Source organism: Amycolatopsis sp. NPDC039088, assembly GCF_055598845.1.
In genome coordinates this window covers 22,558-46,409 of record NZ_JBVKAE010000004.1, presented here as the reverse complement: position 1 = coordinate 46,409, position 23,852 = coordinate 22,558, and the positions used below count along the sequence as shown (strand labels likewise).

General features: G+C 68.9%; 23 protein-coding genes. 9 read left to right on the top strand and 14 right to left on the bottom strand.

Annotated features, from left to right (window positions below):
* Window positions 1-122: 122 nt before the first annotated feature.
* Window positions 123-1,832: an ABC transporter family substrate-binding protein gene (locus tag ACZ7KI_RS06635; protein ID WP_470272412.1), complete on the bottom strand. Its 1,710-nt coding sequence runs from the start codon at window positions 1,830-1,832 to the stop codon at window positions 123-125.
* 229 nt (window positions 1,833-2,061) lie between these two features.
* Here ACZ7KI_RS06635 and ACZ7KI_RS06630 point away from each other — a divergent pair, with 229 nt between their 5' ends.
* Window positions 2,062-3,435 (top strand): MFS transporter, encoded by a 1,374-nt coding sequence (locus ACZ7KI_RS06630; protein ID WP_470272214.1) that lies wholly within the window; start codon window positions 2,062-2,064, stop codon window positions 3,433-3,435.
* Between the two features lie 166 nt (window positions 3,436-3,601).
* Here ACZ7KI_RS06630 and typA read toward each other — a convergent pair whose 3' ends face one another.
* Window positions 3,602-5,524, bottom strand: coding sequence for a translational GTPase TypA (gene typA, locus ACZ7KI_RS06625; RefSeq protein WP_470272213.1), 1,923 nt, complete (start codon window positions 5,522-5,524; stop codon window positions 3,602-3,604).
* A gap of 220 nt (window positions 5,525-5,744) precedes the next feature.
* On the opposite strand from typA, the gene ACZ7KI_RS06620 reads away from it, so the two are divergent.
* Window positions 5,745-5,903: a hypothetical protein gene (locus tag ACZ7KI_RS06620; RefSeq protein ID WP_465503777.1), complete on the top strand. Its 159-nt coding sequence runs from the start codon at window positions 5,745-5,747 to the stop codon at window positions 5,901-5,903.
* A 21-nt stretch (window positions 5,904-5,924) separates the two neighbouring features.
* On the opposite strand, the gene ACZ7KI_RS06615 is transcribed toward ACZ7KI_RS06620, so the two are convergent.
* A complete protein-coding gene (locus ACZ7KI_RS06615; RefSeq protein WP_470272212.1) occupies window positions 5,925-6,224 on the bottom strand; it encodes a YciI family protein in 300 nt (99 codons plus the stop codon).
* A gap of 346 nt (window positions 6,225-6,570) precedes the next feature.
* Here ACZ7KI_RS06615 and trpS point away from each other — a divergent pair, with 346 nt between their 5' ends.
* Window positions 6,571-7,536 carry a tryptophan--tRNA ligase gene (gene trpS, locus ACZ7KI_RS06610; protein WP_470272211.1) on the top strand — a complete coding sequence of 322 codons (966 nt, stop codon included), beginning with the start codon at window positions 6,571-6,573 and terminating at the stop codon, window positions 7,534-7,536.
* Between the two features lie 227 nt (window positions 7,537-7,763).
* Here the strand turns inward: trpS and ACZ7KI_RS06605 are convergent, their stop codons facing one another.
* Genes ACZ7KI_RS06605 through ACZ7KI_RS06595 form a run of 3 tightly spaced genes read right to left on the bottom strand, consistent with a single transcriptional unit; the run spans window position 7,764 to window position 10,226 of the window.
* Window positions 7,764-8,153: a (deoxy)nucleoside triphosphate pyrophosphohydrolase gene (locus ACZ7KI_RS06605; protein WP_470272210.1), complete on the bottom strand. Its 390-nt coding sequence runs from the start codon at window positions 8,151-8,153 to the stop codon at window positions 7,764-7,766.
* 10 nt (window positions 8,154-8,163) lie between these two features.
* The gene (locus tag ACZ7KI_RS06600; protein WP_470272209.1) at window positions 8,164-9,501 is read right to left on the bottom strand and encodes a sensor histidine kinase; all 1,338 of its coding nucleotides are present in this window, start codon (window positions 9,499-9,501) and stop codon (window positions 8,164-8,166) included.
* Window positions 9,498-10,226, bottom strand: coding sequence for a response regulator transcription factor (locus ACZ7KI_RS06595; RefSeq protein ID WP_470272208.1), 729 nt, complete (start codon window positions 10,224-10,226; stop codon window positions 9,498-9,500). Before ACZ7KI_RS06595 ends, ACZ7KI_RS06600 begins: the two co-directional genes overlap by 4 nt.
* A 145-nt stretch (window positions 10,227-10,371) precedes the next feature.
* Between ACZ7KI_RS06595 and ACZ7KI_RS06590 the strand changes: the two genes are divergently transcribed.
* The 3 genes from ACZ7KI_RS06590 to ACZ7KI_RS06580 are packed head-to-tail and all read left to right on the top strand — an operon-like array spanning window position 10,372 to window position 13,321.
* On the top strand, window positions 10,372-11,463 hold the full coding sequence (locus tag ACZ7KI_RS06590) for a LolA family protein (protein ID WP_470272207.1): 1,092 nt from the start codon (window positions 10,372-10,374) through the stop codon (window positions 11,461-11,463).
* Entirely contained in the window at window positions 11,460-12,455 is a 996-nt protein-coding gene (locus ACZ7KI_RS06585; RefSeq protein WP_470272206.1) for an ABC transporter ATP-binding protein, read from the top strand. The genes ACZ7KI_RS06590 and ACZ7KI_RS06585 overlap by 4 nt, the downstream gene beginning before the upstream one ends.
* Window positions 12,452-13,321: an ABC transporter permease gene (locus tag ACZ7KI_RS06580; RefSeq protein ID WP_470272205.1), complete on the top strand. Its 870-nt coding sequence runs from the start codon at window positions 12,452-12,454 to the stop codon at window positions 13,319-13,321. Before ACZ7KI_RS06585 ends, ACZ7KI_RS06580 begins: the two co-directional genes overlap by 4 nt.
* A gap of 241 nt (window positions 13,322-13,562) precedes the next feature.
* Here ACZ7KI_RS06580 and ACZ7KI_RS06575 read toward each other — a convergent pair whose 3' ends face one another.
* From ACZ7KI_RS06575 to ACZ7KI_RS06560, 4 genes are all read right to left on the bottom strand, one after another.
* Window positions 13,563-14,669: a serine hydrolase domain-containing protein gene (locus tag ACZ7KI_RS06575; RefSeq protein ID WP_470272204.1), complete on the bottom strand. Its 1,107-nt coding sequence runs from the start codon at window positions 14,667-14,669 to the stop codon at window positions 13,563-13,565.
* 73 nt (window positions 14,670-14,742) lie between these two features.
* Window positions 14,743-15,768 (bottom strand): ABC transporter ATP-binding protein, encoded by a 1,026-nt coding sequence (locus ACZ7KI_RS06570; protein WP_470272203.1) that lies wholly within the window; start codon window positions 15,766-15,768, stop codon window positions 14,743-14,745.
* Complete coding sequence (locus ACZ7KI_RS06565; RefSeq protein ID WP_470272202.1) at window positions 15,768-17,417, bottom strand: ABC transporter permease; 1,650 nt, start codon at window positions 17,415-17,417, stop codon at window positions 15,768-15,770. Before ACZ7KI_RS06565 ends, ACZ7KI_RS06570 begins: the two co-directional genes overlap by 1 nt.
* The gene (locus ACZ7KI_RS06560; protein ID WP_470272201.1) at window positions 17,393-18,445 is read right to left on the bottom strand and encodes a thiamine ABC transporter substrate-binding protein; all 1,053 of its coding nucleotides are present in this window, start codon (window positions 18,443-18,445) and stop codon (window positions 17,393-17,395) included. The genes ACZ7KI_RS06565 and ACZ7KI_RS06560 overlap by 25 nt, the downstream gene beginning before the upstream one ends.
* Window positions 18,446-18,518: 73 nt before the next feature.
* On the opposite strand from ACZ7KI_RS06560, the gene ACZ7KI_RS06555 reads away from it, so the two are divergent.
* Window positions 18,519-18,809, top strand: coding sequence for a 4a-hydroxytetrahydrobiopterin dehydratase (locus ACZ7KI_RS06555; protein ID WP_470272200.1), 291 nt, complete (start codon window positions 18,519-18,521; stop codon window positions 18,807-18,809).
* Between the two features lie 385 nt (window positions 18,810-19,194).
* Here ACZ7KI_RS06555 and ACZ7KI_RS06550 read toward each other — a convergent pair whose 3' ends face one another.
* Genes ACZ7KI_RS06550 through ACZ7KI_RS06540 form a run of 3 tightly spaced genes read right to left on the bottom strand, consistent with a single transcriptional unit; the run spans window position 19,195 to window position 20,131 of the window.
* Complete coding sequence (locus ACZ7KI_RS06550; protein WP_470272411.1) at window positions 19,195-19,533, bottom strand: winged helix-turn-helix transcriptional regulator; 339 nt, start codon at window positions 19,531-19,533, stop codon at window positions 19,195-19,197.
* Window positions 19,534-19,550: 17 nt separating this feature from the next.
* Window positions 19,551-19,931, bottom strand: coding sequence for a type II toxin-antitoxin system death-on-curing family toxin (locus ACZ7KI_RS06545; RefSeq protein WP_470272199.1), 381 nt, complete (start codon window positions 19,929-19,931; stop codon window positions 19,551-19,553).
* The gene (locus tag ACZ7KI_RS06540) at window positions 19,928-20,131 is read right to left on the bottom strand and encodes a CopG family transcriptional regulator (RefSeq protein ID WP_470272198.1); all 204 of its coding nucleotides are present in this window, start codon (window positions 20,129-20,131) and stop codon (window positions 19,928-19,930) included. Before ACZ7KI_RS06540 ends, ACZ7KI_RS06545 begins: the two co-directional genes overlap by 4 nt.
* A 51-nt stretch (window positions 20,132-20,182) precedes the next feature.
* Between ACZ7KI_RS06540 and ACZ7KI_RS06535 the strand changes: the two genes are divergently transcribed.
* Together ACZ7KI_RS06535 and ACZ7KI_RS06530 are read left to right on the top strand one after the other, a co-directional pair.
* Window positions 20,183-20,647, top strand: coding sequence for a DUF2716 domain-containing protein (locus ACZ7KI_RS06535; protein WP_470272197.1), 465 nt, complete (start codon window positions 20,183-20,185; stop codon window positions 20,645-20,647).
* A 188-nt stretch (window positions 20,648-20,835) separates the two neighbouring features.
* Window positions 20,836-22,197, top strand: a complete 1,362-nt coding sequence (locus tag ACZ7KI_RS06530) for a M20/M25/M40 family metallo-hydrolase (protein WP_470272196.1) — start codon at window positions 20,836-20,838, stop codon at window positions 22,195-22,197.
* A gap of 93 nt (window positions 22,198-22,290) precedes the next feature.
* On the opposite strand, the gene ACZ7KI_RS06525 is transcribed toward ACZ7KI_RS06530, so the two are convergent.
* Window positions 22,291-23,805, bottom strand: coding sequence for a NaeI family type II restriction endonuclease (locus ACZ7KI_RS06525; RefSeq protein ID WP_470272195.1), 1,515 nt, complete (start codon window positions 23,803-23,805; stop codon window positions 22,291-22,293).
* Between the last annotated feature and the right edge of the window lie 47 nt (window positions 23,806-23,852).

Below are 23,852 nucleotides of genomic sequence, written 5' to 3'. Positions count from 1 at the left end.
CGTGACCAAAGGGTAACTTCCGGCCGACTTCGGGAAATATATTGGTTACCAGGAGGAATCAGTCCGCCACTCGAACGTGCCGGGAAAGGTCACCCTCCGGCGCGAACACGATCGCGAATCGGCTACTTCGGACCGCGGGTCCAGTTCACCGCCGACCCGAAAGGGCCCACCATAGGAGGACCAGCGGTTACTCCGGAAATACCAGAGCCGATGGCGAGTGTATCGGCCAGCTGGAACAACGGAATGGCCACATTCCGCCGCCACAATTCCGGTTCGAGGGTCGAAAGCGCGTCGGCGGCGGGTGTGGCGCCGGTCAGCGCGGCGTCGATCGTCGGCTGCAGGGCCGGGTCGCAGAAGCCGAGCGGGTTCCCCGGCACGACGGCCTTGGTCTTGTCGGCGAGCTGATCAGGCCTGCAGCCGAAGGTGGACGCCAGCACCGAAGCGACGTCCGCGCCGCCGGTGGCCTGGCCGATCACGGCGATGTCGATGCCGACGTTGCCCGCGCCCTCCGACGTCGTCTGCTGGACGCCGTTGAGCACCGGCATCGCCAGCAGCGTCGAGAACAGCTCCCTCGGCTGCGGCGCGATCGAGTTGACCTCGATCCCCGCGGCCACCAGTTGCGCCGTCAGCTCCTTGGCGATCGTCGCGTACGGCTCCTGCTTGGCGGGCGAGGCGACGACCAGCGAAAGGTTCTTCCCGTTCTTGCGCCAGGTCCCGGCTTCCTTGGCGTACCCGGCGGATTTGAGCAGTTCCTCGCCCTTGGCCGGATCGGGCGCCGACGGCGGGCCCGGCGCCGGGATCGTCGGCTGGAAACCGGTTCCCGACGGCACCCGGACCTGGGCGTCGGCACGGAGCTTGTCCGACGGGCCGCCGTCCGCGGTCTCGGTGATCAGCTTGCCGCGGTCGATCAGCGCGGTGACGCCTTCGCGCACCTTGGGATCCGACAGCGTCGAACTCACCGGCCGCAGGAGGATCTGCGCGACCGTCGGCCGGGCGACCGTGTGCAGCTGGACGGCGGAACCCAGCTCGCCGAGCCGTTTGAGGCCGGTGGCGCCGGTCCTGGTCATCACGAACTGGTCGTTGCCGCTGCGCAGCGCGGCCAGGGTGCCGTCCTGATCGGCCGCACGCAGCACGATCCGGTCCAGTGCGGAGGGTTTCTCCCAATAGCGCTCGTTGCGCTCCAGGATCACCTCTCCGCGCGCGGTGTCGAGGCTCTTGATCGAGTAGGGGCCGGCGACGGCCGGGAAGGTGGTCGCCAGCGCGCCCTGCCAGCCGTTCGGGGCGTCCTTGAGCAGATGGGCGGGCAGGAGGTTCGTGAACAGCGTCTGCCAGCCGGGGTAAGGCTTGCTGAAGGTGACCTCGACCCGCTTACCGCCTTCACGCGACTGGATGTCGGAGATCAACCGGTAGCCCGCGGCGCCGATCACGCCGGGCTGGTCGCGCATCGCCTCGCGGAGGTACGCGAAGTCCTCGGCGGCGATCGGCGCGCTGTCGGACCAGGAGGCGTCCGGCCGGATCGTGTACGCGACCGTGAACGGCTGCTGTGAGACGACCTCGGCGGACTTCATCAGGTTCTTGTCCAGCTCGACGGTGCCGTCGTCCTTCGGGCGGAACACCGACGGGAGCAGAAGCTGCGAGAGTGCCGACGTCACCTGGGAGGCGTCCGCGAGGTTATGCGGGTTGTAGCCGCCGAGAATGTCGTCGACACCCACTACGACCTGCGAGGGTGTCTTCGTGGTCGAGGAGCTCACTGGAGAGGCCGAGGAGCTGACCACGGGTGGGGGCGGGGTATTGCTGCAGGCGGCGAGGAGCACGGCCGCGCACGCCAGCATGGGCGCCGCTGTGGTCACTAACCGCACGCCTGAATCCTCCTGATTTGTCCCTCGCCATGCTGCCACGATGATCCGACCGCCGCTGCGAGATTCCCATATCGGCCCGGCCGTCGCCCGACCGGCTTGAGTACCACCCATCCGGTGGACGTGCGGGGGGCCCGCGAGGTTCCTGCTCAGGCCGTGGGAAAACGCTTAGCCGCGCGAAGGAGTCGGCCGTTAGCTTGCGGGGGTGACCAAACGCGCGCTCGTCCTCGTGATCGTGCTCATGTCCACGTTCACCTTCCCGCTGACCATCACGGGCGCCTCGGTCGCCCTGACCGACATCGCCGACGACCTCGGCGCGGGCCTCGCGGCGACCCAGTGGGTCGTCAACGGGTACAACGCCTGCTTCGCGAGCTTCCTGGTCTTCGCGGGCTCTCTGGCCGACGTACTGGGCAGACGCCGGATCTACGTGGCGGGCCTCGTGTTGTTCGTCGGCGGCGGGATCGCCTGCACCGTGGCGGGGAACATCGTCGTGCTCGACGTCGTCCGCCTGATCGCCGGGACGGGCGCGGCCGCCGCGGTGACCGGCGGGCTGGCGATCCTCACCGAAACCTTCCAGGGGGCGGCGAGGACGCGGGCGTTCGGCTTGGTCGGCACGGTGCTCGGGATCGGGCTGGCGTTCGGGCCGTCGATCGGCGGCCTGCTCGTCGATCTGCTGGGCTGGCGGGCCGTCTTCGGCGCACCGGCCGCCGTGGCCGCCCTCGTGCTGGCCCTGACGCCGTTTCTCCCGCGAGTTCCCGGAACCTCCGGGCGCCGGGTCGACTGGACGGGCGCCGCGCTCTTCACCGGCGCGATCATGCTGCTGATCTTCGGACTGGTCGAAGCAGGCGAACTCGGTTTCGGGCATCCGCTCGTCGTCGGCGCCCTCCTGCTGGCCGTCCTGCTCGCTGCGGTGTTCCCGTTCGTGGAGCGGCGGCGTGCCGATCCGCTGTTCGACCTCTCCTTGCTGGCCAACCGCGGCTTCACGTCGCTCGCCGTCGCGGCGGGCGCGCTGGTGACCATCCTGGTGCCGTTGCTGGTCTATCTGCCGTCGTACCTGATCGAGGTCGTCGGGCTCGGCGCCGGGGAGGCCGGGCTGTGGCTGCTGATGCTCACCGCGCCGACCGTGCTGTTCCCGACCGTGGGTGCCGCGCTGGCGCGACGGCTGCCGTCGTCGTGGTTCGTCGCGGGCGCGGTGGCCGTGAGCGGGGCGGGCGCCTTTCTGCTGATGACCATGAACGCCTCGTCCGGGGTGCTCTCGTTGCTCGTCCCCCTCGTTCTGGTCGGGGCAGGCACAGGATTGACGATGGGATTGCTGGACGGTTTGGCAATCGGTTCCGTCGGCCCGGAACATTCCGGAACGGCGGCCGGAATGTTCACCACCGCGCGATTGGCGACGGAAACGATCGCGATCGCGGTTGTCGGTGCCGTTCTCGCGTCGATTACCGGAGGGAAGCTCTCCGGCGAGGCCTATACCGACGCATTTCGGATCATTTGTTTCGCGCTGGGTTGTGTCGGCGTTCTCGGCACGGTGTCCGCGGCCGTCCTCTCGCCGCGACGGGAAGCCGTTCCGGTGTTGTGAACGCCGTCCTAAAAGGAGCGGAAGAAATCGGCGGGAAAAACGATTCTTCACATTAAGAGCCCGGATGACTACTTAGAGTTACGTCGTTGAGTAGCCGAACGCCGAAGGGGCGCCCCCTCACGCTGAGTGAGGAGACGCCCCTTCGGTGCGTTTACGGCGGTGCGGGTCAGCCGCGGTTCTTGTTGCGGTTGCGCTCCTTGGCGCGCTGGTTGACGTCCAGCGTGACCTTGCGGATCCGGACGACGTCCGGCGCGACCTCGACGCATTCGTCGACGGAGCAGAACTCCAGCGCCTCTTCCAGGCCCATCTTGCGCGGGCGGGCCAGCGTCTCCATCACGTCGGCGGAGGACTGACGCATGTTGGTCAGCTTCTTCTCCTTGGTGATGTTGATGTCGAGGTCCTCGGCGCGCGGGTTCTCGCCGACGACCATGCCCTCGTACACCTCGGCGCCCGGCTCGACGAAGAAGGTGCCGCGGTCGGCCAGCTGGATCATCGCGTACGCGGTGATGGGGCCGGAGCGGTCGGCGACCAAGGAACCGGAGTGACGGGTGCGGATCTCGCCCGCCCACGGGAAGTAGCCCTCGAACACGTGGTTCGCGATACCGGTGCCGCGGGTCTCGGTGAGGAAGTCGGTGCGGAAACCGATCAGGCCGCGCGCCGGGAGGACGTAGTCGAGCTTGATCCGGCCCGAGCCGTGCCCGCCCATGTGCTCCATGCGGCCCTTGCGAGCGGCCAGAAGCTGCGTGATGCCGCCGAGGTGCTCTTCCGGGGCGTCGATCGACAGGCGCTCGAACGGCTCGTGCAGCTTGCCGTCGATCATCCGGGTGACCACCTGTGGCTTGCCGACGGTCAGCTCGAAACCTTCACGGCGCATCTGCTCGACGAGGATCGCCAGCGCCAGCTCGCCACGGCCCTGGACCTCCCAGGTGTCGGGACGCTCGGTCGGCAGCACCTTGATGCTGACGTTACCGATCAGCTCCTGGTCCAGCCGGGCCTTGACCAGCCGCGCGGTGACCTTGTCGCCACCGCTGCGGCCCGCCAGCGGCGAGGTGTTGACACCGATGGTCATCGAGATCGCGGGCTCGTCGACCGCGATCCGGGGCAGCGCCTCGGGGTTCTCGACGTCGGCCAGCGTGTCGCCGATGGTGATCTCGGGGATACCGGCGATGGCGACCAGCTCGCCCGCGCTGGCCTCGGTCGCCGGGACGCGGGTGAGCGCCTCGGTGACCAGCAGCTCGGAGATGCGGACGTTCTGGATGGTGCCGTCCTCGCGCATCCAGGCCACGGTCTGGCCCTTGCGCAGGTTGCCGGAGTGGATGCGGATCAGCGCGATCCGGCCGAGGAAGTTCGACGCGTCGAGGTTGGTGACCAGTGCGCGCAGCGGGCCTTCCTTGTCCGCGAAGGGCGGCGGCACGTGGCGCATCAGGGTCTCGAACAGCGGGTCGAGGTTCTCGCTCTCGGGCACCGCGCCGTCGGCGGGCTGCTCGAGGCTCGCCTTGCCGGCCCGCGCGGAAGCGAACACGACCGGCAGGTCGAGGATCGCGTCGAGGTCGGCGTCCTCGATGTCACCGGCGAGGTCGAGGAGCAGGTCGTGGGTCTCCTCGACGACCTCGGAGATCCGGGCGTCGGGGCGGTCGGTCTTGTTGACCACGAGGATCACCGGCAGACCGGCTTCGAGGGTCTTGCGCAGCACGAATCGGGTCTGCGGAAGCGGGCCCTCGCTGGCGTCCACGAGCAGGACGACGCCGTCGACCATGGCGAGGCCGCGTTCGACCTCACCGCCGAAGTCGGCGTGGCCGGGGGTGTCGATGACGTTGATCGTCACCGGACCGCTCTCGGTCTCGCGGTGGATGGAGGTGTTCTTCGCGAGAATGGTGATGCCCTTTTCCCGCTCGAGCTCTCCGGAGTCCATCACGCGGTCGACGAGTTCGGCACGCTCCTCGAAGGCCCCGGACTGCCGGAGCATCGCGTCGACGAGGGTCGTCTTGCCATGGTCGACGTGTGCGACGATGGCGACGTTGCGCAGGTCGGGCCGTGTCTTGCCGGAAAGGCGGCCGGCATCGACTGCGGTGGCGCTGGCTGCGGGCACGCGAGGGCTCCAAAGGTTTCAAGTTCGGGTGTGGTGCCCGCGCCGCCTCGAAGGCTTACTCACGCGATCGAGTAACGTCGGCCGACTTTGGCCATACGCGGACCACACCAGGGTACCTGTAGCCGAACTGTGAGCACCCCCACGCCCCAAGATCGGTTAGCCTCACCTAACGTGAGAGGGCGTGGCGGGCGCCGCCGACGGAGTCCGACGAGGAGCGCGAGTGGGCAAGAAGCTACCTGACGACCCGCACAAGCTCGTCCGCAAGTGGATGAAGGCGGGCAAGGTCAAGAAGAAATGCTGCCGATCCAAATCGCGGTGCGGCAAATGTCCCGTTCTCGCACTGAAAAAGGCGAAGACGAAGATCGCGAAAGCGGCTTGACCGGGGCGCCGTGAAAGATCTTCAGCGCACCACCGCCTCGTTGACCGCCCGCAGTTCCGGAGCGGTACGGGTCGGCGAAAACTCGATCACCTCGTAGGCGGCCATATGCTTGATCGAGAAGGGGTCGGTCGCGAGGATCGCGTCCAGCTTTCCCCTGGTCATGGGCCTGGTGATGATGACGCCGCCGATGCGCGGATTGCGCCTGCCGGAGGCGAGGAAATTCCCGCGCTCGTACTGCTTGGTCAGCCAGTCGGCGTGATCAGGGAGCACGTAGTCGATTTCTTCGATGGGTGCGGTGTAGGTCAGCAGTACGACATACATGAGATGAAGGTAGACCCGGATCTCCAATGTGACAGCCGTACTGCCCCGGCCGATATGAAGTGTTGACGCGACGTGCCCGGAATGAGTGACTCACCCTTTATTTCACTCCGCGTGTAGTCCTCTGCTTGCGGTGGTTCGACGTCGAACCACCGCAAGCAGAGGACTACACGCGAGGGTTGCGCTAGCATCGTCGGCATGCGCGCGCAGAACGCCCAGTGGTGGCCGCCCTCCGGCGGCCCCGTAGTCCTGCGCTGAACCAGACGAGCGCACCACCAGGCCGCCCCACCGGGCGGCCTTTTTCGTGCCCGGACCCTGGGGCGGCCCGAATCCGGAAGGAAGAAGGCAGATGATCAGGTTGTCCGGGATCACCCCGTCCGGCCACGTCCACATCGGGAACCACCTGGGGGCCATCCGGCGCTGGGCGGACGAGGGCGGGCCGGACGACCTGTACTTCGTCTCCGACCTGCACGCCATGACGACATCGCACAACCCGGCGAAACTGCGCTCGATGGCGTCCGAGCAGCTCGCCGTGCTGATCGCGGCCGGGATCGAACCGGACCGGGTGTTCGTGCAATCGGATATCGCGCGCGAACTGGGCGCGCTCAACTGGGTCCTCGAATGCACCTGCAACTACGGCGAGGCCGCCAGGATGATCCAGTTCAAGGAGAAGTCGAAGGGCCGCGCCGGTGTCCGGCTGTCCCTGCTGACCTATCCGGTGCTGATGGCGGCGGACATCCTCCTGCAGGGCGCGGACGAGGTCCCGGTCGGCGAGGACCAGCGGCAGCACGTCGAACTGGCCAGAACGCTGGCGAAGCGGTTCAACTCCACCTACGGCGAGGTGTTCACCATGCCGAAGGCGGTGCTGCCGCCCACCGGGGCGCGGATCATGGACCTCTCCGTGCCGACGCGGAAGATGTCGAAATCGACGAGGGAAGAGGCCGGGGTCGTCTTCGTGCTCGACGAGGCCGACCAGGTCAGGCGGAAGGTGAAACGCGCGGTGACCGACGGCGGGTCGAAGCCGGTCTACGCGCCGGAAACCCGGCCGGGGATGGCGAACCTGCTGGACATCCTCGCGGCCTGCGTCAAGGAGAAGCCCGACGTCCTCGCCGATCAGTACGCCTCCTACGGCCAGGTGAAGGAGGCCGTCGCGGAAGCGCTGATCGAGGAACTGCGGCCGGTCCGGGAACGCGCGCTGGCACTGCTCGCCGACCCCGGTGAGCTGGAGCGGGTCCGCAAGGCGGGTGCCGTCCGGGCGGCGGAACGGGGCGAGCACCGGCTCCAGTCCGCGCTGCGGCTCATCGGCGCCGGCTGAAGAGGTCCGTGAAGGCCTCCTTGGAGGACCTGTATTTGTTTACCCACTGGTGTGGAGCTTGTGCGGGTGGCCGGTGTGGCCGGGTGGGGAAGATCGGGGACGTTGAGTGTCCCGGATCTTCCGTTGATCAAGGTGCGAGACCGGGGCGACGACCACCACCCTCGTCCAGGTCAGAAGTAAGTCCGTGAAGGCCTCCTTGAGGGACTCAGAGTCCCTCAAGGAGGCCTTCACGGACCTTCGAGCAAGGCGTGCAGCGCGGGCAACAGGATCCGGTCGGCAGGCAGCCAGTCCAGAGCGTCGAGGTCGCGCGCGGACACCCACCGGACGTCCTTGTGCTCCACCGCCCGCGGCTCGTCCCCCGCCGAGACCAGCGAAGCCGCGTAGATCCGCAGCACCTTCCCGCCCGGCAACGGGACGTCGTCGCCGACCCGGCCCCCGACCGTCACCGCGACGTCGAGCTCCTCCAGGCATTCGCGCGCCAAGGCGGCCTCGTCGCCTTCGCCGTCCTCGACCCGTCCGCCCGGCAGTTCCCACTGCCCGGCGTGGTCGGCGGGCCAAGCCCGCTGCTGTGCCAGCACCTGTCCGTTCCGCACGATGGCGGCACCCACGATCACCACGCGGCACACCCTAGTGCGGCCGCGCCGCCTGCCAGACGATCTGGAAGCGCGCTCCGCCATCGGGTGATTCGCTGACGCGCACCCGGCCGCCACGCCGCCGGACGGCCTCCGCGACCATCGCCAGCCCCAGGCCGGTGCCACCGGAGGACCGCGCCCGCGAATCGGAAACGCGATAGAACCGGTCGAAGACCCGCTCCCGGTGTTCCGGCTCGATACCCGGCCCGTCGTCGTCGACCACCACCCGCACGGTGGAGCGCGCCGCGAGCACCGACACCACGATCTCCCCGCGCGCGTACCGGCGGGCGTTGCGCAGCAGGTTGCTCAGCACCAGTTCGACCTCGGCGTGCGTGGCCAGCGCCCACGCGGTCCCGACGGTTCCGGTGACCCGGATCTCCGGCGCGTCCGGAGACGACCGCGCCAGCCGCGCGACCACCGCCCGGACCTCGCTCACCAGCTCGACCGGTTCCGCGGGCGGGACCTCCCCCGCGTCCGACCTCGCCAGCGTCAGCAATCCGTCGAGGAGCGAGGAAAGGCGTTCCGCTTCCTCGAGGATGTCCGACAGCGTCTCCTGGGCGAGGTCGGGATCGGGGTTGGTGACGGCGACCTCGGCCTGCACGCGGATCGACGCGACCGGCGACCGCAGTTCGTGCGCCGCGTCCCCGGTGAATCGCCGCAGCCGTCCGGCGCTCTCTTCCTGCCGGGCCAGCAGCGCGTTGAACTCCTCGGCCAGCGCGCGGAGTTCGTCGTGCGAATCCGGCAGCGGCAGCCGCGCACCAGGTGGGAGCGCCCGCACCGACCCCCGCATCCGGGCCACCGGCCGCAGTGCGAACCGCACCAGCAGCCACGTCGCGATCCCCGCGCCCACCGCGCCGACGGACGCGACCACGAACAGCCAGATACCGCCTGAATGCACCGCGGTCGCGAAACCGACCAGTCCCGCCCCCGCGACGACGAGCCGTTGCTGCCCGTCGGGCGCGGTGACCACGGTCCCGGCCCACCGCCAGCTGTGCTCGCCGCCGGTCGTGATCGATTCCCCCGCTTTCAGCGCGCGGACCTCGGTGGGATCCAGATTCGCGGGCGGCAGGCCGTCCACCGGTCCGCCCCCGGTGTCGAGGACGCGGACGGTGACCGCCGATCCCGACGGCGTCCTGCCCGCGGCGACGTCGGCGGTCGCGGTCGTCAGCTGGGCGCCGAGTTCGTCGTCGACCGAGCCGATGAGCAGCGGCTTGAGATTGTCACCGGCGACCGCCGCCAGCCCGAGCAGGAAACCGAGCGTGACCGCGGCCGCGAGCAGGGTGATCCGGACCTGGAGCGATCGGCGGCGCCACCATGACGGCGAGCCGATCACCCCTGGCCCGCCGGGGCGATGACCTCGTCGAGCTGCGGGTCGGAGGCCAGGTAGCCGTGCCCGCGCACGGTCCGGACCAGGGCTCCGGCGCCGACGGCGTCGAGCTTGCGGCGCACGTAACCGACGTAGACCTCGACGACGTTGCGGGTCGCGGCCTGCTCGTCACCCCAGACCGCGCGGAGCAGTTCGTCCTTGGTCACCACCGTGCCCGCCCGGCCCGCCAGCACTTCGAGCAGCGCGAACTCGCGGGGGCTGAACGCGACCTCGACACCGTCGTAGCGGACCTGCCGCAGGTTCCGGTCGACTTCGAGCGCGCCGATCCGCAGCGGCCCGCGCGTCGCGTCCGGCGACGTCCGCCGCAGCACCGCGCGCACCTGCGCGACCAGGACGACGAACGAGAACGGTTTCACGAGGTATCCGTCGGCGCCGAGGTCGAGGCCGTCGGCCTGGTCGACCTCGCCGTCCTTCGCGGAGATCATCAGCACCGGCGTGGTGACGCCGACCGCGCGCAGCCGTTCGAGCACGCGGTAGCCGGAAAGCCCCGGAAGCATGATGTCGAGCAGGACGACGTCGAAGGAGCCCGTCTGCGCGAGCCGCAGGCCACTCGGCCCGTCCCCCGCCGTGACCACGTCCATGTCCTCGGCGCGCAGTCCGCGCTGCAACGCCTTACGCACGCCGGGCTCGTCGTCGACCACCAGTACTCGAGGTTTCACGTCACTCATCATTCACGGTTTCACCAGGCCACGCGCGACCTCTCAGCGCCATCTCAGCTCCGGCGGCGGAGTCTGAGTGGTATCTCAGCGTTTCCGGGGAAGCGTTGTCGCCAAGACCCGAGCACACTCGGGGTTCGGGGAAACAGGGAGAGACAGCATGGATCCGAAGAGGAAGGCCATCACCGCGGCGGTGGTGGGGACGGCTCTGGGCGTCGGCGGGCTCGCCGTCGTCGCGATGCCGGCCACCGCGGGCGACGCGCCCGTCTTGCCGCAGATCAGTGCCGAAGAGCTGGTGCAGTCGACGCTCAACGCGAAACCGTCGGCGTTCGACGGGAAGGTCAAGGTCGATAACGACCTCGGCCTGCCGCGGGTCGGCAACACGCTGCCCGGCGCGGCGGCGCTCAGCATCGACTCGGCACAGGTCTCGACCGATGGCGCGGGCAAGAGCAAGATGTCGCTCACCGAGGGCTCCAGCCAGCAGACCATCGTCAGGAACGGTGAGACGGTCTGGGAGTACAACTCCAAGGACAACTCCGCCACCAAGATCACCATCCCGCCGGAACTGGCCAAGGAGCACAAGAACAAGACCGACGGCCAGTCGGTCGACCCGGCCACGGTGGCGTCGGAACTGCTCGGCAAGGTGCGGGAGAGCAGCACGATCGCCGTCGACGGGACGTCGTCGGTCGCCAACCGCGCCGCGTACGAACTGGTGCTGACGCCGAAGCCGACCGAGCGGACGCTCCTGCGCGAGATCCGGGTCGCGATCGACGAGCAGACGCGGATGCCGCTGCGCGTGACGGTGCTGGCCAACGGCACCTCCTCGCCGGCTTTCGAGGCTTCGTTCAGCGAGATCAACTTCGCGAACCAGCCCGCGTCGAACTTCGAGTTCACCCCGCCGAAGGGCGCGAAGGTGACCGAGAAGACCGCCGAGGTCGACCCGAAGGACCGTGAGCTGGCCGAGCAGGCGAAGAGCGACGTCAAGGTCGTCGGCGACGGCTGGGACACCGCGATCACCGGCAAGATCCCGGCCGACGCGCTGGCGAAGGCCGGAACCGCGAAGGACGGCGAAGGCAACCAGGTCGACCCGAAGGCGCTGCTTTCGCGGTTCGCCAAGCCGGTCAGCGGCGCGTGGGGCAGCGGCTGGCTGGTGACCACCAAGGTCGGCACCGGCGTGCTGACCGACGACGGCCGCTACGCCGTCGGCGCGGTGCCGGAGCAGGTCCTCTTCGAGGCATTGGCCGCGAAGTGACCACCACTTTCGAAGCCGGGGCGGACGTCTCCAAGGAGGCGTCCGCTCCGGCGGTACCCATGGCGGCCCGCACCAGGGGCCTGCGCAAGGTCTACGGCCGCACGGTGGCCGTGGACCACGTCGACCTCGACGTTCCCGAAGGCGCCGTGCTGGGGATGCTCGGCCCCAACGGTTCGGGCAAGACGACGACCATCCGGATGCTGCTCGGTCTGGTACGCCCGACCGAGGGCGAGGTCGAACTCTTCGGCAAGCGGATGCCCGACGAGGCGGCGCACGCGCTGCCCGACGTCGGCGCGCTGGTCGAAGGGCCGGGCTTCCATCCCTTTCTTTCCGGGCGGGAGAACCTGCTGCGCGTGGCCGCGGCAGAGCCGAGGCTGGCGTCGGCCGGGATCCCCGGCGCCGTCGACGCGGCGCTCGAGCGGGTCGGTCTGACCGCCGCCTCGAACCGGCGGTACAAGGGTTATTCGCTGGGCATGAAACAGCGCATGGGGCTGGCGAGCGCCCTGCTCGTGCCGCGGCGGATGGTCGTGCTCGACGAGCCGACCAACGGCCTCGACCCGGCCGGGACCAGGGAGATCCGCCGGATCATCGGCGAACTGCAGGCCGACGGCGTCACCGTCGTGGTGTCGTCGCATCTGCTGGCCGAGGTCGAAGCGACCTGCACGCATGTCGCTGTGCTCCAGACGGGGAACGTGATCGCCCAGGGCGAGCTCACCGAACTGCTGGAGTCGGGGAACGCGGCGTTGCTGGTACGGACGCCGGACGCCGAACTCGCGGTGGAAACGTTGCGGGAGAACAGGATCGGCAGCAGGCTCACCCCGGACGGCGTCCGCGTGGACCTCACCGCCGCCGAAGCCCCCGACGTACTGCGGCATCTGGTGACGGCCGGGGTGGCGGTGCACGAGGCGGCACGGGCGCGGACCGGGCTCGAGGATCTGTTCGCCAGGCTGACCCAGCCCGAGTCCACTGTGGACACTGAGGGGGAGTCGTGACCCACGCTCTGGCCGCGGCACCCGCGGCACGGACCGGCCGGGACAGTGTCGGCCTGCTCCGGTTGTATCGCGCCGAACTGCGCTGGATCTTCCGGCGGCCCCGCACACTGGCCGTACTGGGACTGCTCGCGCTGATCCCGGTGATCATCGGCGTCGCGCTGACGTTCGTCGACGCTTCGGAAACGAGCGGTGGACAGGACGGCGCGTTGCTCGCCTCCGCGGTCAGCAACGGTTTCATCCTCCCGGTCGCGGCGCTCACCATGACGCTGGCGTTGCTGCTCCCGCTCGCTTCGGCGATGGCCGGGGCGGACGCGATCGCCGGTGAAGCGGCGCACGGGACCTTGCGGGGCTGGCTGGTCGCCCCGGTCGGCCGCGGCAGGCTGCTCGCGATCAAGGCGTTCGGCGTCGCGACGGTTTCGACGATCGCCGTGCTGGCCATGACGTTCACCGGTTTCGTCACCGGGCTCGTCATCAGCGGTGCCGATTCGATGTTCACCCTCACCGGCTCGACACTGAGCGTCTGGGACGCGCTGGGCCGCATCCTGCTCGTGGCGGCGTGGGTGATCCTGCAGCTGTGGGCGGTCGGCGCGGTCGCGCTCGCGATCTCGTCGTTCACCGAACACCCGATGCTGGTCGTCGCCTCGGTGCTGGCCGGGACGATCGTGTTCACCATCCTCGGGGTGCTGGACGCGGTTTCGTGGCTGCATCCGTTCCTGCTCAACGAGAACTGGGCCCAGGCACCGGCTTCGGTGCTGATGGACCCGGTGGACACCGCGATGCTCGGTGAAGGCGCGCTGCGTGCCGCCTGCTACATCGCCATCGGGCTCTCGATCGCCTACGCGCGCCTCACGACGCGAGACGGATGACCGGAGAGCGGCTCGCACGGTCGTGAGTGGCGCTTCGGGTTCTAGTGATCCGTAAGGCAAATCGGCCGCCTGCTGCCCATGTCGCGAAAGCCCCTTTCGGGACACCACACGTCCCGAAAGGGGCTTTCGCGACATGGCAGGAACACCGCCTCCCCAGCATCGAAGCGTGATGTCCTGAAGGACACGCCACACTTGAGTTACCTCTCAATAACCCGAATCACCACTCACGACCCACCCGCGGTCAGCGACAGAAGACCGCCGTCGCCATGGCGACCACCGCTTCGGTCGGCGGGTCCTGTTCGTACGGATTGAGGGACAGGGTCAGCGACTTGCCCTTCCCGTCGGTGAACGCGACGGTGACGTAGCCGATCAGCTGTCCCGTGTGCCCCCACACCGGCTTCGGGCCGGCCGCGCAGGGAATCGCGAACTCCTGCAGTCCCAGGCCGTAGCGGAACAGCGGAACCGCTTCCCTCATCCGCAGCATCTCCGCAAGGCTCGCCTGGCTCGTCAGCCGTCCCTTGAGCAGGGCGGTGACGAACGTGGTCAGATCGCGCGTGGTGGAGACCATCTCCCCGGCGGCCCAGTCCAGTGACGGGTCCATGTCGGTGGCGTCCACGATGGACGGAGGGGTCGTGGGCAGCGTTTCGTAACCGCGGGCGTGCGGGGTGGGCAGCGAGGGACGGTGCCCCGGCACGCTGGTGTGCGTGAGGTGGAGCGGACGCAGGATCCGCCGCGCGACCTCCTCGCCGTACGGGCGCCCGGTCAGCTTCTCGACCAGCAGCCCGGCGACGACGTAGTTGGTGTTCGAGTAATGCCAGGATTCGCCAGGACGCTCGAAGTCCGGGCCTTTCGCGAACGCCACCTTCAGCAGTTGCGAAGGCGTGTAGTCGTCGAAGCGGGCATCGGCTCGCCAGCGGTTGGTCGAGTAACCCGGTTCGCTCATGTAGTCGTGCAGGCCGCTCGTGTGCTGCAGGACGTGCCGGACCGTGACGGGGCGGCCGTCGGGCACGACACCCGGCAGGTGGCGCTCGATCGGATCGTCGAGTGCCAGTCGTCCCTCGTCGGTCAGCTGCAGGAGGACCGTGGCCGCGAAGGTCTTGGTGACACTGCCGATCCGGAAATGACCGTCGGCGGCGGCCGGTGTCGCCGATGCCAGGTCACGCACGCCCACCGCGTCCGACCACTGGCCGCCGCCGTTCCGGACGTGGATCAGCCCGGCGGTGATGTCGCGGCCAGCGACGAGAGCGGTGAGCCGGTCGTGCAACTCGGCGGCCGGGATGTCCGGCGCGACCGGGGCGGCGGCCGGGCCGACGGCGAGAACGAGGGACAAGATCGTCTTCAGGAGCATGTCGTCGACGCTAGGGCGGGCGAGCCCGCCGGTCCCTGGGGAAACCCACAGGGTTCAGCCCGGATTACCGCATTCAGAGGACTGATCGCGGGAGCCGGGCGACGCCGTCCGGGTCCAGAGCGAGCCGGACGGTGTCGCCGGGACGCAGGTCCGCCGTCACCGGCGCGACGGCGTCCACAGTGGACAGATCGCCGCCGGGCGCGACCACGAGGCGGACGTGTTCCCGCCGGTGCACCACCGCCGTGACCTCGCCCTCGACCCCGCTTTCCGAAACGCGCAGGCCATGTGGCCGCAGCCCCAGCCGCACCGCGCCGTCCTCGGCGTCGGGAAGCGTGACGTCACCGAGGACCGTCCGCACCGTGCCGCCGGACGCCTCGCCGTCGACGAAGGTCGTCACGCCGAGGAACCGCGCCACCCCCTCGTCCACCGGCTGCCGCCAGACCCGGCGCACCGCGCCTTCCTGCCGGATCTCACCGTCGTCGAGGACGGCGACCCGGTCGGCGAGCGTGAACGCCTCTTCTTGATCGTGCGTGACCAGCAGCGCGGTGATCTTGCTGCGCCTCAGCAACGCCGCGAGGTCGATCGCGAGCTGCTCCCGCAGTCCGGCGTCCAAACCGGACAGGGGCTCGTCCAGCAGCAGCAACCGCGGTTCCGGCGCCAGCGCGCGGGCCAGCGCCACCCGCTGCGCCTGTCCGCCGGACAGCTCGGTCACCCGCCGTCGCTCGTATCCGCTCAGCCCGACCAGTTCCAGCAGGGCACGGACCCGCTCGGCGTGCTCGGCGCGCGGCACGTCGTGCATCCGCAGGCCGAACGCGATGTTGGAGGCCACGTCCTTGTGCGGGAACAGCTGCCCGTCCTGGAACACCAGCCCGAACTCCCGCCGGTGCACCGGCACCCCGGCGAGATCCTCGCCGTCCCAGCGCACGGTGCCCGAGGTCAGCGGTTCCAGCCCGGTGATGGCCCGCAGCAGCGTCGACTTCCCCGAACCGGACGGGCCGAGCAGGGCGAGCACCTCGCCGTCGGCGATGTCCAGCCCGGCGTCCTTCACCGCGGGGAAAGATCCATAGTGGACGGTCAGATCCCGTACCGACAGCGACACTAGAACTCCCCTACCGAATTCTGCCCGCGGACCGCGCCGAACCGGTCGATCAGCACCACCGCCGCCACGGTCACGATCATGAGCAGCGCGCAGGCCGCGTAGGCCATCTGGTTGTTCAGCTCACCCGGCCGCGAGATGAGCGTCGCGACGGCGACCGGCAACGTCGGCGCGTCCGGCCTGGCCAGGAAACTCGTCGCGCCGAATTCGCCGAGCGCGACCACGTAACCGAATCCCGCCGCCGCGACCAGCGAACGCGCGGTCAGCGGGAGGTCGATCTCGCGCCAGACCCGGCCGGGACTCGCGCCGAGCGTCGAGGCGGCCTGCCGCAGCCGGACGTCGACCGAACGCAGCACCGGCAGCACCATCCGCACGATCAGCGGGATGATCACCAAGGCCTGGGCGAGCGGGACCAGCAGCGGCGACGTCCGCAGATCGCCGGGAAGCGCGTCGAGCGTGACGAGATAGCCGAAACCGACGGTCACCGCGGACACGCCCAGCGGCAGCATCAACGCCGCGTCCATCGTCTCGCCCATCCCCCGCGCCAGCCTGCCCGGCGTGCGCCGCAGGGCCACCAGCACGACCGAGGCCAGCACCCCGACGATCATCGCGAGCATCGTCGCGTCGAACGCCGTCCGCAGCGACATCGACGCCGCGTCCCAGCCCGAAACCTGGAGCGCGCCACGGGACCCGCGGCCACCGAGCGCTTCGTACCCTGCCAGGCTCCAACCATCCGAAGTGGACACTGACTCGACGAGCAGCGCCACGATCGGCGTCATGAGCAAGGCGATCACCGCCAGTCCCGCCCCGGCGGCCCACCACTCGCCACCGCGGGGACGGCGGACGGTCTCGCTCCGGGAGCGCAGCCGCACCGCGTTCTCGCGGCGCCGCCTGGCCAGCGCGCCCACCACGAGCGCGGCGACGACCGCGGCGAACTGCACCAGCGACAGCGCGGCCGCGCCGGAAAGGTCGAGCAGTTCGACCGTGCGCAGGTAGATCTCCGTCTCCAGCGTCCGGAATTTCGACCCGCCGAGAATGAGCACGACCCCGAAACTGGTGGCGCAGAACAGGAACACGACAGCCGCGGCCGACGCGACGGCAGGCGCGAGCGCGGGCAGCGTCACCGTGCGGAACGCGCGCCACGGCGACGCTCCGAGTGCCCGCGCCGCGTCCACGGTGCGCGGGTCGAAATGGCTCCACAGTCCGGAAACCGTGCGCGCGACGACGGCGACGTTGAAGAAGGCGTTGGCCAGCACCAGCGGCAGCAGTCCGCCGTCCGGCCAGAGCGCGCGGAACGCCAGGCCGACGACGACCGTCGGCAGTACGAACGGCACCAGTACCAGCGTCCGGACCAGCGAGACCCCCGGCAGCCGCACACGGGCGAGCAGGAACGCCACCGGCAGACCCGCGAGCACCGCGACGACCGTCGAGGCGCCGGCACTGGCGAGGGTGAACCCCGCGAGCTTCCAGGTCAGCGGGTCACCGATGGCCGCGCCGACCCCGCCGGAACCGAAACCGCGGCCGACGATCGCCGCGACCGGCCAGGCGAAGAAGACCACGAGGAAGCCGAGCGGCAGCACGGCGAGTGCGACCAGCCCGGCTCCGCGGGAAGTCAGCGCAGGAGTCTTCAGCCCTCGAAGAGAGTGCGCCACTGGGCGATCCACTGCTCACGCCCGGCTTGGATCTTGGCCGGTTCGAGCGTCTTCGGCTCCTGCGGCAGCGGCGCGGCCTGCGCCCAGCCCTGCGGGAGTTCGACGCCCTGGCGTGCCGGGTAGACGTACATGTTGCTCGCCACGGTCACCTGGAACTGCTGGGACAGCAGGAAGTCCACGACCTTGCGGGCCTTCTCGGCCTGCTTGCCGCCCGCCAGCACACCCGCGTACTCGACCTGGCGGTAGCAGGTGTCCAGCAGCGCCTTCGTGCGCGGCTTGCCGTCTTCGCCGAGCTCGGCGGCGGGCGACGACGCGTAGGAGACGACGATCGGCCGCGGCCCCTTGCCGGAGGAACCGGAGAATTCCTTGGTGTAGGCCTCTTCCCAGCCACTGACCGTCTTGAGCCCGTTGGCCTTCAGCTGGGTCCAGTACCCCTGCCAGCCCTGGTCGCCGAACTGAGCGATGGTGCCGAGCAGGAACGCCAGGCCAGGCGACGACGTCGCGGGGCTCTCGGCGACCATCAGGTCCTTGTACTTGGCGTCGGCGAGATCCGCGAACGACTTCGGCTCGGGGATGCCCTTGTCCGCGAAGTAGCGGGTGTCGACGTTCACGCAGACGTCGCCGAGATCGACCGCGGAGAGCCGGTGCTCGGGGTCGATGGAGTACCGCTGCGGGCCGCGATCGGCTTCCGGGCTGGTGTACTGCTCGAAAACGCCCTCGGCGAGCGCGCGGGAGGCGAACGTCGAGTCGATGCCGTATGCGACGTCCCCGATCGGGTTCGCCTTGGTCAGCACCAATTTGTTGGTCAGCGCGCCCGCGTCACCCTGCTTGAGCACGGAGATCTTGATCCCGGACTGCCGCTCGAACGCGTCAAGGACCTCCTGCGGGGCGAGCCACGAATCATGCGTCACGAGCGTGACCGTCGTCGGTCCCTGCGGGCCTTCCCCGGAGTTCCCGGAGAGTGAGCAGCCCGCGACGAGGGCGGCCACCGTGCCAGCCGCAACGAACGTGCGGAGGGCGCGTTTCATCTAGCCTCCTGCGTTTTCATGGGGGACCCGTGGCAAACGTGCAGCGTAGCCGACGGCGTACCACCATGGAGTCATGGCGGAAATCTTGAACGACACGCAGGCCGACGAAGCCGTGACGAAGCTCTCCGGCTGGACCCGCGACGGCGTCACCATCGAGCGGACGGCGGAGCTGCCGAGCTTCCCGAAGGCCATCGAAGCGGTGGACAAGGTGGCCGAACTGGCGGAGGCGGCCGACCACCATCCCGACATCGACATCCGCTGGCGGACGGTGACCTTCCGGCTCAGCACCCACTCCGCCGGAGGACTGACGGAGAAGGACTTCTCGCTTGCGTCGCAGATCGACCGGGTACTCGACACGGTGTGACGTCCGCGACGATCACGCCACGTCGCCGCTTCTCGGACGTCCTTCCAGTAGGAACAACGAGAAAGGACGAGTGATGACGCAAGCGATCGTGGTGGGGTTCTCGGCATTCGGCACGATGGTGGCGGCCGCGGCCGGAGTGCTCTGGTACACGGCGCGAGGACGGCATCACCAGCACGACCAGTGATCTTGATCACAGCGCCCCGCCGAAGGTAACGCGGAGCCTGATCAACGCGCTGTTCACGGCGGACCTGTCGCTTCTCTCCCCCGGGGAACCGCCGTGAACAACAACGCCTCCATCACCGCCGCCCAGCGCGCTTGGGTGACCGCCTTCGCCACCGCGATCACGCTGCTGACGATCATCGTGCTGGGTCTTCTCGGCTAGCTTTTATCCCGAGTACGACTCACGGGCGGCGACAAGCTCCGGAAGGTGCTTCGCCGCCCACTCGCGGCACGCCTCGATCGGCTCGAACAACGTCCGGCCGAGCGAGGTGAGCTCGTACTCCACCCGTGGCGGCGTCTCGTCGTACGCCGTCCGCGTGATCATGCCGTCGCGCTCCAAGGCCCTCAGGGTTTCGGTGAGGACCTTCGCCGTGACCCCTTTGAGGGGCACTCGCAGTTCGGAGAACCTGCGCGGTCCTTCTTCCAGGCACAGCACGACCAGCCCCGCCCATTTGTCGCCGATCCGGAACGGGGTCAGGTTCGAGGGGCAACCGGGCGCGAACATGTCGGGACTCAACGGCTTCACCCGTCCGAAGTTACCCTCGCCCACTCCGCCAGTTCGACCGCCGCGTCCTGGTAGGTGCGCGAGCCGGTGGACATCGCGATCACCAGGTCGTACGCGTCGTCTTCCGGCGCGTCGAGATCGTGGCCGTTGAGCCCGTAGAAGACGAACGTCGCCATCCAGGAAAGCCGCTTGTTGCCGTCGATGAGCGGATGGTTGCGCACGACCGACTCCAGCAGGACCGCCGCCTTTTCGTGCAGCGTCGGATACGCGTCCCGGCCCATCAACGAAGCCTGCGGCCGGTGCGCGGCGGAGTCGAGCAGGCCGAGATCCCGGATCTTGGGCACACGGAGGTCTTCCGCGAGCGCTAGGAGGTCTTCGACGGTGAGATACTCGATCACTGGGCGAGACGGTCGAGCAGCGCGGCATAGCGCTCTCGGCCGTCCCTGGAGAGCGCGCGAACGCGGTCGTCACGGACCCGGCGCGAGGCGGCCTCGGTGATGGCGCGAACGGTCGCCTCGTGCTTGCTCACGCCGTCGGCCTCGGCCAGCAAGGCGAGAGCGCGCTCCTGCTCGTCGTTCAACCTCAGGGTCATGGCCATGAGGTCGATGATACCACTCTGGTAGCACGCCTCGGCGCGTATTTTGCTTGGGTGAGCGTCGAGACCCTCGGATACTCCGAACACCGACAGGTGTGGCACCGCTTCTACACGGACTTCGCCTTCCGGCCCAGCACGGACCGGTTCCAGTGGCCCGGGATCAGCGAGCCGTCGGGTTCGGTGACCTGGAGCCTGACCGCCCTCGACGACGACCCGGAGTACCTGCGGCTGGACCGGCTGGTTTCCGTGGTCCGGCGGGGCCTGACCGCCTGCGCCGACGAGCTGTACGCGCTCGATTGGCACCACGACGCGTACCGGTTCCCGACCGCCGCGCGAGACTGGCCGCTCAGCCCGTTCCCGGACGGCGACTACTACATCTACCTCACGCCGGACTTCCGGCTCGGCACGTTCGGACATCCGTGGGAGTACACGCTCTGCGTGTTCGGAGAAGCTCTGGTGACGGCGATTTCGGCGGAACTCACCGAGGTCCTCGGCGAACCTCTACGCAGGGCCGCGTAGGCCCGATCGCCGCTTCCGGGCCGACGCCCTTCGCCGGGCACTCGCGTGCGGCGTCGTCGCCGTCTCGCGGGCATACCGCCGGGAAGCCGTGAGCTAATCGGAAAAAGGGGACGATCGGAGGTTGCTCTCCGGGCCGCGCGTCTCTTAGCTACTCGAACGAAGGTTTTCCGAGAAGTGAGGGGTGTTCCATGGCAGGTCTGCGCAGGCGTGAGGTGCTCGCGGGCGCGGTGGCACTGGCGGGCGCGGCGACGATCGGGCTGAACCCCGGCACCGCCGCAGCGGCCACGCAGCAGCGTCCGGGCGCGCAGTTCCCGCCGTCGCTGGACTTCGGCGACTATCCCGTGGTCGCGCGGGTCCGGTCGCGGCGGGCGCTGGAGCATCTGCGGGTGCTCAGCGACCGGATCGGCCCCCGTATCGCCGGCACCGAAGGCGAACTGCGTGCCAAGGACTACATCGCGAAGGTGCTGCGCGATCTGCGCTACCAGGTCACGGTGCAGCCGTTCCCGATCGCCGACAAGTTCCTCGGTGCCCTGTCGGTCGGAGGTGACAGCTGGCAGACCGGCTCGTCGCCGCAGGGCGCGCAGGACGTCACGCGCGAAGCGGTCGTCGTCGACGCCGGAGACGGGAACACCCTGCCCGACGACCTGACCGGCAAGATCGTGCTGATCGCGGCGGTGGCGAACAAGGCGGACGCCTACCTGACGGCCGCGCAGCGCGGTGCGGTCGCCGTCCTGCTCGGCCGGGTCGGCGCCGACCCGGCACGCAAGCTGTCCGCGTTCTCCCCGACGCTCGCCACCCCGGTCACCATCCCGGTGCTCGGACTGGCCCAGGTCCAGGTGGAGCGCCTGCGTGAACGGCTCGCCAAGGGGTCGGTGACGGTGAAGGCGTCGGCCGTCCATCACAAGAACCTGACTTCGCACAACATCATCGCCGAGCGCCCGGCCACGTTCCCCGGCAAGGACGACGGCGTGGTCATGGTGACCGCGCACTACGACAGCGTTCCCGGCTCCCCCGGCGCGAACGACGACGGCAGCGGCACCGTGCTGTGCCTCGAACTCGCGCGCGTGCTGCGGTATCTGCCGACGAACAAGACACTGCGGTTCGCGCTGTGGGGCTCGGAGGAGTACGGGCTGATCGGTTCGCGGCACTACGTCTCGCAGCTGTCCGACCCGGAGGCGAAGCGGATCGCGGGCTGCTTCCAGAACGACATGGTCGCCACCAGCTGGGACCCGGCGATCACCTACTGGCTGCTTTCGGTCGACGGTGCGGACAACGCCACGACCGCGGCCGTCAACGCCGCCGCCAAGCGGCTCGGGTACGACCCGCAGGTCAAGGGCCCGGTCGCGCGCGGTTCGAGCGACCACGTGCCGTTCTTCGAGCGCGGGATCGCGTCGGGCAACTTCAGCTGGCGCGGCGAGTCCGGTCCGGCGCTGCTGGAGCCGACCTATCACACGCCGGAAGACACCATCAAGGACAACGTTTCCCTTGAGCGGCTGCAGGTCTCGCTGGAGCTGATCGGGTCGGCGGCGTACAGCCTGCTGCGGAAGTAATTAGGTCTCGTGCGGCTCGGTCGCTGAGTGTCCCCAATGCCTCATTGGGGACACTCAGCGTCTCAAATGCGGCATTGGGAACCTTTCAGATCCCTACCGCAACCTGAATTGTCCAGGGAGCTCGACGAGCGGGTCATCATCGCCGGCGAGTGCCCACTTGCGCCCGTCGATCTCGAAAGAGGGCAAGTCCTCACCCTGATCGACCAGCGGGGCGACCCGCGCACTTACCCACTCTCCCCGCACAGGGACCGGCAAAGCGAGCCTGCGCGCGATATCAGGGTCTGCCTCCAGGTGTCCGAGGACGAGAATGCCCTCTTTTCGAAGGTATTCCCGAGCACCGCGCACCCGCGTGTCGCCGTTCTCCGTCATCGCGACAGTGGAGACCGCGACGAGATCGATCGTCGTGCGCTGGACACGTCGAAACAGCTCGTTGACGCGTTCTTGGGCCTTCTTCGGGGCGAAGATCGCGGCTGTGTCCCCGTCAGGCAGATGTGCCAGCAGGTTCGGCGGCAGTGCGGCATCCCGGAACAGCCACCGGATGGCCGACCTTCCCGCTTTCGACAACCCTCGTCGGTGATCGCGGTTCATGGCCGCGGAGAGCAGGGGCGGCTCGGGTCGGATCAGGCCGACGCTCCAGGTCGACTCGTTGTCGTTCGCACTGACCAGCAAGCAGGGGCGGCCCACGGCCTGCGGGGGGATCATCCATGCACCGCGCATCGAGAACAGACAGTCGAAGTCGATCCCGTCGAGCCTGAAGTCCAACAGAGAGCCGTCGCCGAAGCCGAACTCCTTGCGCAGTTCGATTTCCACTCGCGATCCCATTGCCGTCTTGTCGACCTTCGACAACTGATCCCAGCGAAACCGGCCAGTGTGCTGTCCGTCCAGCTGCAGATCGAAAGAACGCCGCAATGTCGCGCTGAATCTGCCACCATCCGGATCGAGTCGGCGAAGGGCGCGTTCCATCGCATCGATGGCTTTCCCCTCGTCGACATCGCGTTGCGGGGATTCGACCTTCGGCGGACTGGTCGAAGGCCGCGGTTCGACCGGCGGCTGCTGGGCGTCCCTGAGCGCCTGCGCTAACTCGTCCCGTTCCTTTCTCGCGGTGAGAAGCGCCTCTTCGAGGACAGCGAGGACAGCCGGGCCCGGCCGCACGGTCTCACCGACGTCCCTAGTGGTCAGGGCCCGAGCAAGCTCGATCCTGCTGTCGGCCAGCCTCTGCTCGGCCTCGGCTCGCAGCTTCCGTTCCTCCAACAGCTCGTCTTTCCTTGTGTCGAGCTGTCGTCGCACGCGTGCAAGCTTTTCCTGGAGCTCCGAGACCTCGCTGCGCAGCGAATCCACCAGGGCAGGAACCGGATTGCCTCGTGCCTTGGCGAGAAGATCTCTGATCTGCTGATGCACCGCCTCGACCTCGTCCGACGGAGTGCAGTTCGCGACGATGGCGTTGATCAATGAGGAGTCTCCGGCCAGATCGGCTCCATTGAGCCTTCTTTGCACCGTCGCATGACTGGGAATTCCCCTGTCTTGGAACTGCTCGACGGTGAAGGAGGCACACAGGGCACGCACGGACATCCCGGAACGTGCGAGTTGAGCCCTCAGCAGCGCGGCCACCTCGTTGATCTCGGCCGAGTGACCACTGGGGATACGGCGCGGCCGTC